Source organism: Streptococcus sp. 2100, assembly GCF_013276335.1.
Taxonomy (GTDB): domain Bacteria; phylum Bacillota; class Bacilli; order Lactobacillales; family Streptococcaceae; genus Streptococcus; species Streptococcus pseudopneumoniae.
In genome coordinates this window covers 1-7,547 of the sequence record NZ_VMKV01000067.1, presented here as the reverse complement: position 1 = coordinate 7,547, position 7,547 = coordinate 1, and the positions used below count along the sequence as shown (strand labels likewise).

The following is a 7,547-nucleotide window of genomic DNA, read 5'->3' as shown; positions in this document are numbered from 1 at the left end:
ACTGACAAAGTCAGGAACATATATCTACGGTAAGGCGAAGCTGACGTGGTTTGAAGAGATTTTCGAAGAGTATGAAGTTTAAAGAAAGGCTAAGATACGAAGATAATCTCCAATCAGTGCCACTTCAGCTACAAAGAAGAGGAGGATAATGACTCCGTTCACAAGGACAGACAAGAATAATTGATAGAAGGAGTCGCTTTCACTTGCTTGACTAGGTCTCGTAATGATATGGAGGCTAGCAAGCAGAATGATTCCAATGCTAATCACACACAAAAGGGCTGAAAATCGTAGGCTATCAAAGAAGGCAAAGAAACTAGCAATGGCAGTTAGGAAGATTGGAATTGCCAAGAGTTGACTATATTGTTGGAGAATCTTTTCCAGCGTCCAGTTCTTGTCTTGGTAGATAAATCGTCTCACAACGAAACTACCCAAGAGGAATGAAAAGAAGAAGAGTGTTGTTGCTACTAGGATAGAGATGATAGAAAAGAGAGTTAAAGGTGCTAGTTGCTCAGGGAAGTGGCTGTTTATGGTTGCTATATGTCCATAGTAAGCATGTTTGATGTGGTAGATACTAAAGAAAAAGGAAGATGAAGAAAATAGAATGAGCAAGAGAAAGGCTGTGTAGCTGTGTGTGCTACTTGTTTCAAGCTTGCTTGTAGGAGATTTGATTGCTTCCACTAGCCAAGACCAAAAATCAAGCACTTGCTCTTTCCATTTATCCCTAGATTTTGGAGCTTGGTCGGGGATATAAGGACTTTCTAAAGATTTACTGAGAAGAAGAGGCTCTTTCGTGGTTGCTTTTTGCTGAGGAAGAGCTTCTTGGCTCTCTTCAGCTATAGTGACTTTTTCTGTTTCTTTAGAAAGGTCTGGCTCTTCTTCACTAGAATTAGATGCCTTCTTTTCTTTTATTTCTGTTCTCGCTTCACCGTCTTCAGGAGTTTCAATTGTCTCTTCTTGCTGGCTTTCCAATTCGACTGCAGTTTGAGAGACTTCCTCCTCTAACTGAGTATTTTTTTCAATTGGTGTATCGAGATCGGCTATCGTTTCTTCAGCCTTGTCTGCAAGCTCTTGAGCTTGCTCTTCAGGCTTGTTCTTGCTTGTTGTTTTTACAAAATCATTACTTTCAAACCATTCTTGTTTCATGGTAGAACCTCCTTTTAGTTAGATAAATATGTTTCCATAGTAGCAGATGTAAGCGTTTTTGTCAACGTCTGATTGGTGTGGATATTAGTTCAATATCATCATCAGATCTCGCAATGAGTTGATCCTTGACATCGGTTTTTTCAGTTTTGTAAGGGTTGCTTAATTCCGTGCCTCTTGATTCAGGCTCTTCCCTTGTGAATTGGAAGATAGAACCGTAGTTACTTGAGATGTCCCAGTTAATTCGTTGGTTTTCTTTCTGGTCTAGGATGATTCTGAGATAATCTTTGGCAGTCAGTTCAACCTTACCATGAACTTGGATATTTTCAGCGTGGAAGTGATTCTCTGTTGACTCTAGCTGACTATCTGTAATATCTGTATCAAAGATATTAACGATATTGGGCGTTGTGAGTTTACTGTTTTTGATACGACTTCCTTCAATTCGGAGGAGATAGCCATTATTGGTATTGATGGTCGCATTTTCAAGACTAGCATTAGTGATACTGGTTTGTCCACGATTGGCTGACACGTTAATCCCTTTTAGACTTCTTCCTTTTGGCAATTGGAGAATAACTTCATCAAAACGACGAGAGTAGCTACTTGCGATATGGAGAATCCCGCCAATTCCAGAAGAGAGAAACGGAGTTTCAGACAGTTTTTTATCCGTTAGGCTCAGAGTTTTATCGTTTTGATTCGTAACAAGATCATGGTGAGCAGAAAGTGATGGATGGTAAGAAATGTGGATTTGATCATCGAAAGAGTCTGTGATGGTCAGCGCGTGTTGGTGGAGCGTAATTTCTAGGTTTTCGACTTCCTTGCCAAAGGTTAGCTCTTCCGTACGGCTATCATAGACAGGTTCTTTGGACATGGAAAGTAGGCTCTTGATTCCGTCAGATTGGATGCCTACAAAGAGCAGGATAAAGCCGATAACGGTAGTCACCACACCAAAAATGAGAAATCCTTTTGTCAATTTACGCATGCTGGTCACCTCTCTTTCCTTTTTTAAGAACAAATTGCACCAGGCGAACAATGAGTAGACCGAAGAAGCGGGCTACATAGGAAATGCCTAGTAAAACTAGTGAAGAAGCACCGATAGCCAGTAAACCAGAACCGAAAATCAAGATAAAGGCTGGTTTGGCTTGGGCTAAGACAGTGAAACTTTCAACTAAAAATAGGAATCCGCCAATGATACCAAGTATGGAAATCGCAAAGAAAGCCAGAATGACAGTCAAAGCGGCCACAAGGATTGCGAACAGGGTCACGAGGATGGCGATTCCCAGAGGAATGCCGATAGGTGCTGCAAGGAGAGCTAACAAGGCGATATGTAAAATTTGTCGGTTATTTTTTTGAGCGGGTGCCTCATTGATTTTTTTATCGAGAAGATTGGATAGAACTTCGTGGGCTGCTTCTTTGGGAGTTCCCAAACTGGCAATGAGTTCTTCTTCTCCTTCGACTCCAGCATCGTCAAAGAGTTCCCTGAAATAGTCCATGGCTTCAATTTGGTCAGCCTGAGGCAGTTTTTTGAGATAGAGTTCTAGCTGAGTCAGGTATTCAGTTCTTGTCATGGCGGATACTCCCTTCTATGATGCCATTAATGGTGTCTGTATAGAGTGCCCATTCATCTTTTAGGGTCACGAGCTGTTCTATACCACCATTTGTCAAGGAGTAGTATTTGCGCATGCGACCTTGGAACTCTCTAGAATAGGTTGTCAGAAAGCTATTGCCTTCCAATTTTTTGAGAATGGGATAGAGTGTGGATTCTTTGATATTAGCGATCAGCTTAATGGTTTGGCTAATCTCATAACCATAAGAATCCCCTTTTTCCAGTACGGCCAAGATGAGAAATTCAATCAAGGCAGAGGATGTTGGAAAGTACATGGGGAACCTCCTTTTCTAATGTGTAAGATTTTTATATATAATTTTTCTACACATACATTGTACATCTAAAAGAAAGCCCTGTCAAGAGAAATGTATAAAATTTTTATATATAAAAAACTCCTAGGAAAAACTAGAAGTTTAGAGGATTTTATCAGCTCTGTCCACTGTGAAGAGAGCCACAGTCATCAGGAGATCGACGAGCAAGAGGGCAGCTACAGCTGGCACCCAAGAGTGAAAAAGGTCAAAACTGTAACCAAAGAGAGTTGGACCAAAGGCTGCTAGGATATAGCCTCCTGTTTGAGAAAGGCCAGATAATTGGGCTGTCTTTTCAGGGGCGCTTGTCTTGAGTGAAAAGTTGACCATGAGATAGGGGAAGAGGGCGCTGGTTGCGGTTCCGATGAGGAGATGGATGGCAAGCCAGTAAAAGAAATTACTAACAGGGAAAAAGAGCATGGAAATGCCGATCACGCCAGCCAGTGAAACCAGAGTGAGCATAAGCTGACGGTTGCGAGTAGACAAGCTGGTTGTCAGGCTTGGGATGGTCATTGAAAAAGGAATGCTAATCAGAGAGAAGATAGAAGTTAGCAATCCAGCTTCGTGACTGGAAAGGCCTGCATGGATGGCCATGGTAGGTAACCAAGTCATAGCAGTGTAAAAGAGCAAGGATTGAAAACCTGCAAAGACAATAACTGCCCAGACCTGTTTATTACGCATAACCTTTGCTTTACTTTTTTGTTTGGTTTGTGGAGCTAGTCTATGATTATAGCGGTGATTTGGCAACCAGACCAAAAAAGTTGCTAGACAGAGCAGGGTGAGGAGGATGATAAGGCCTTTCCAAGAACTGGCTTGTGTAATGGGCACAGCTAGATAGGAAGCCAGAGCCGTTGCAATCCCCATAGAGGTTACATATAAGGTGGTCAGAAAACCAATTTTCTTTGGTTGATTGGCTTGGATAAGACTAGGAAGCAGGACATTGATGACTGCGACACTTGCCCCAACCATCAAGGTTCCTAGATAGAGCAGGGGCAGATTGATTAGTCGAATAAGTGAGCCGATGGTCAAGAAGAAGAGGCTGTAGGTGAAGAGATGCTCCAAGCCGATTTTCTGAGCCAGTCGGGTAGAAAATGGTGAAAAGAGGGTAAACATAAGGAGAGGCAGGCTGGTCAAGACACCAAGCGAACTAACTTCTACCTCTAGACCTTGCGAAATATTTCCCAAAATAATGGGTAAAACAGTAAAAGGAGTTCGCAAGGAAACACCAATCAGGATAATACCTGGAACAAAAAAGAGTGATTGCTTTTTCATATAATACCTCTTATAGCTGATTTTAATAACAGCTTATTTTAAGGCTTTTTCACTATAATGTCAAGTAAGGTTTCTGGCTTTCAAGATAAAAATGGGAAAGTCTTGAAAATTATGATAGAATGGTGGAAGGAAAAATTCAGGAGAGTAGTAGTGACTCAAAATGTTAAAAGTCTTCTCGTATCCATTGTAATCAGTGCATACAATGAAGAAAAATATCTGCCTGGTCTAATTGAAGACTTAAAAAATCAAACCTATCCTAAAGAGAATATTGAAATTCTATTTATAAATGCTATGTCCACAGATGGGACCACAGCTATCATTCAGCAATTGATAAAGGAAGATACAGAGTTTAACTCAATTAGATTGTATAACAATCCTAAGAAAAATCAAGCTAGTGGTTTTAACCTGGGAGTTAAACATTCTGTAGGGGACCTTATTTTAAAAATTGATGCTCATTCAAAAGTTACTGAGACTTTTGTAATGAACAATGTGGCTATTATTCAACAAGGTGAATTTGTCTGTGGGGGGCCTAGACCGACGATTGTCGAAGGAAAAGGAAAATGGGCAGAGACCTTGCATCTTGTTGAGGAAAATATGTTTGGCAGTAGCATTGCCAATTATCGAAATAGTGCCGAGGATAGATATGTTTCTTCTATTTTTCATGGGATGTATAAACGAGAGGTTTTCCAGAAGGTTGGTTTAGTAAATGAGCAACTTGGCCGAACTGAAGATAATGATATTCATTATAGAATTCGAGAACATGGTTATAAAATCCGCTATAGCCCAAGTATTCTATCTTATCAGTATATTCGACCAACATTCAAGAAAATGCTGCATCAAAAGTATTCAAATGGTTTGTGGATTGGCTTGACAAGTCATGTTCAGTTTAAGTGTTTATCATTATTTCACTATGTTCCTTGTTTATTTGTTTTGAGTCTTGTGTTTAGTCTAGCATTGTTACCGATCACATTCGTATTCATAACTTTACTATTAGGCGCCTATTTTTTACTTTTATCACTACTCACTTTGCTGACTTTATTAAAACATAAAAATGGATTTCTAATTGTGATGCCCTTTCTTTTATTTTCCATTCACTTTGCTTATGGCCTTGGAACGATTGTAGGTTTAATTAGAGGATTTAAATGGAAGAAAGAGTACAAGGGAACAGTAATTTATTTGGAAAAATAAGCCAAATAAATTAAAATGTGCTACAATAACAATATAGTAAAACTCTTTTAAGGAGGAGTAGATTGACATGAATAAAAAACTAACAGATTATGTGATTGATCTGGTGGAAATTTTAAATAAACAACAAAAGCAGGTTTTCTGGGGAATATTTGATATTTTCAGTATGGTGGTTTCGATCATTGTATCTTATATTTTATTTTATGGGCTGATTAATCCAGCACCTGTTGACTACATTATCTATACGAGTTTGGCCTTTCTGTTCTATCAATTGATGATTGGTTTTTGGGGGTTGAATGCTAGTATTAGTCGTTACAGCAAGATTACGGATTTCATGAAAATCTTTTTTGGTGTGACTGCCAGCAGTGTTTTGTCTTATGGAATCTGCTATGCCTTCTTGCCACTCTTCTCCATCCGTTTCATCATTCTCTTTATCTTGTTGAGTACCTTCTTGATTTTATTGCCACGGATTACTTGGCAGTTAATCTACTCTAGACGCAAAAAAGGAAGTGGCGATGGAGAACACCGTCGAACCTTCTTGATTGGTGCTGGTGATGGCGGAGCCCTCTTTATGAACAGTTACCAACACCCAACCAGTGATTTGGAACTTGTTGGTATTTTGGATAAGGATGCTAAGAAAAAGGGTCAAAAACTTGGTGGTATCCCTGTTTTAGGCTCTTATGACAATCTGCCTGAATTAGCCAAACGCCATCAAATCGAGCGAATTATCGTTGCAATTCCGTCGCTTGACCCGTCAGAATATGAGCGTATCTTGCAGATGTGTAATAAGCTGGATGTCAAATGTTACAAGATGCCTAATGTTGAAACGGTTGTTCAAGGACTTCACCCAGCAGGTGGAGGCTTCCAGAAGATTGATATCACAGACCTTTTGGGTCGTCAGGAAATTCGTCTTGACGAATCGCGTCTGGGTGCAGAACTGACAGGTAAGACCATCTTAGTCACAGGAGCTGGAGGTTCAATCGGTTCTGAAATCTGTCGTCAAGTTAGTCGCTTCAATCCTGAACGCATTGTCTTGCTCGGTCATGGGGAAAACTCAATCTACCTTGTTTATCATGAATTGATTCGCAAGTTCCAAGGGATTGATTATGTGCCAGTGATTGCCGATATTCAAGACTATGACCGTCTCTTGCAAGTCTTTGAGCAGTACAAGCCAGCTATTGTTTATCATGCGGCTGCCCACAAGCACGTTCCTATGATGGAGCGCAATCCAAAAGAAGCCTTCAAGAACAATATCCGCGGAACTTACAATGTTGCTAGAGCTGTTGATGAAGCCAAAGTACCTAAGATGGTTATGATTTCGACAGATAAGGCGGTTAATCCACCAAATGTTATGGGAGCAACCAAGCGCGTGGCTGAGTTGATTGTCACTGGTTTTAACCAACGTAGCCAATCGACCTACTGTGCAGTTCGTTTTGGAAATGTTCTTGGTAGCCGTGGTAGTGTCATTCCAGTCTTTGAACGCCAGATTGCTGAAGGTGGTCCTGTAACGGTGACAGACTTCCGCATGACCCGTTACTTTATGACTATTCCAGAAGCTAGCCGTTTGGTTATCCATGCTGGTGCTTATGCCAAGGATGGGGAAGTCTTTATCCTTGATATGGGCAAACCAGTCAAAATCTATGACTTGGCCAAGAAAATGGTCCTTCTAAGTGGGCACACCGAAAGCGAAATTCCAATCGTTGAAGTTGGAATCCGCCCAGGTGAAAAACTTTACGAAGAACTCTTGGTATCAACCGAACTTGTTGATAACCAAGTTATGGATAAGATTTTCGTTGGTAAGGTCAATGTCATGCCTCTAGAAGCCATCAATCAAAAGATTGAAGAATTCTGCACTCTCAGCGGAGATGAGTTGAAGCAAGCTATTATCGCCTTTGCCAATCAAACAACCCACGTTGAATAAAAAAGAAAAACGCATATTATCAAGTTTTGAACCTTGGTAATATGCGTTTTGTTATGTAGAGACTTATACTCTTCGAAAATCTCTTCAAACCACGTCAACGTCGCCTTGCCGTAGATAT

At 40.4% G+C, this 7,547-nt stretch carries 6 protein-coding genes and 1 pseudogene; 2 read left to right on the top strand and 5 right to left on the bottom strand.

Annotated features, from left to right (window positions below; translation table 11 throughout):
• Window positions 1–78: 78 nt before the first annotated feature.
• From HT669_RS09275 to HT669_RS09255, 5 genes are all read right to left on the bottom strand, one after another.
• Window positions 79–1,143: a DUF6574 domain-containing protein gene (locus HT669_RS09275; protein ID WP_000808432.1), complete on the bottom strand. Its 1,065-nt coding sequence runs from the start codon at window positions 1,141–1,143 to the stop codon at window positions 79–81.
• Between the two features lie 61 nt (window positions 1,144–1,204).
• Window positions 1,205–2,119 carry a DUF4097 domain-containing protein gene (locus HT669_RS09270; protein ID WP_023941405.1) on the bottom strand — a complete coding sequence of 305 codons (915 nt, stop codon included), beginning with the start codon at window positions 2,117–2,119 and terminating at the stop codon, window positions 1,205–1,207.
• Window positions 2,112–2,705: a DUF1700 domain-containing protein gene (locus tag HT669_RS09265; RefSeq protein WP_023941404.1), complete on the bottom strand. Its 594-nt coding sequence runs from the start codon at window positions 2,703–2,705 to the stop codon at window positions 2,112–2,114. Before HT669_RS09265 ends, HT669_RS09270 begins: the two co-directional genes overlap by 8 nt.
• A complete protein-coding gene (locus tag HT669_RS09260) occupies window positions 2,692–3,018 on the bottom strand; it encodes a PadR family transcriptional regulator (RefSeq protein ID WP_023941403.1) in 327 nt (108 codons plus the stop codon). Before HT669_RS09260 ends, HT669_RS09265 begins: the two co-directional genes overlap by 14 nt.
• Window positions 3,019–3,156: 138 nt before the next feature.
• Window positions 3,157–4,323 (bottom strand): MFS transporter, encoded by a 1,167-nt coding sequence (locus HT669_RS09255; protein WP_023941402.1) that lies wholly within the window; start codon window positions 4,321–4,323, stop codon window positions 3,157–3,159.
• 57 nt (window positions 4,324–4,380) lie between these two features.
• Here HT669_RS09255 and HT669_RS09250 point away from each other — a divergent pair.
• Window positions 4,381–5,525 (top strand): annotated as a pseudogene (locus HT669_RS09250) (glycosyltransferase family 2 protein).
• 53 nt (window positions 5,526–5,578) lie between these two features.
• On the top strand, window positions 5,579–7,429 hold the full coding sequence (locus HT669_RS09245) for a nucleoside-diphosphate sugar epimerase/dehydratase (RefSeq protein WP_023941401.1): 1,851 nt from the start codon (window positions 5,579–5,581) through the stop codon (window positions 7,427–7,429).
• Window positions 7,430–7,547 lie beyond the last annotated feature (118 nt).

Coding starts and splice junctions, on each gene's coding strand:
- HT669_RS09275 (WP_000808432.1), bottom strand. CDS start 1,143: ATGAAACAAGAATGGTTTGAAAGTAATGATTTTGTAAAAACAACAAGC.
- HT669_RS09270 (WP_023941405.1), bottom strand. CDS start 2,119: ATGCGTAAATTGACAAAAGGATTTCTCATTTTTGGTGTGGTGACTACC.
- HT669_RS09265 (WP_023941404.1), bottom strand. CDS start 2,705: ATGACAAGAACTGAATACCTGACTCAGCTAGAACTCTATCTCAAAAAA.
- HT669_RS09260 (WP_023941403.1), bottom strand. CDS start 3,018: ATGTACTTTCCAACATCCTCTGCCTTGATTGAATTTCTCATCTTGGCC.
- HT669_RS09255 (WP_023941402.1), bottom strand. CDS start 4,323: ATGAAAAAGCAATCACTCTTTTTTGTTCCAGGTATTATCCTGATTGGT.
- HT669_RS09245 (WP_023941401.1), top strand. CDS start 5,579: ATGAATAAAAAACTAACAGATTATGTGATTGATCTGGTGGAAATTTTA.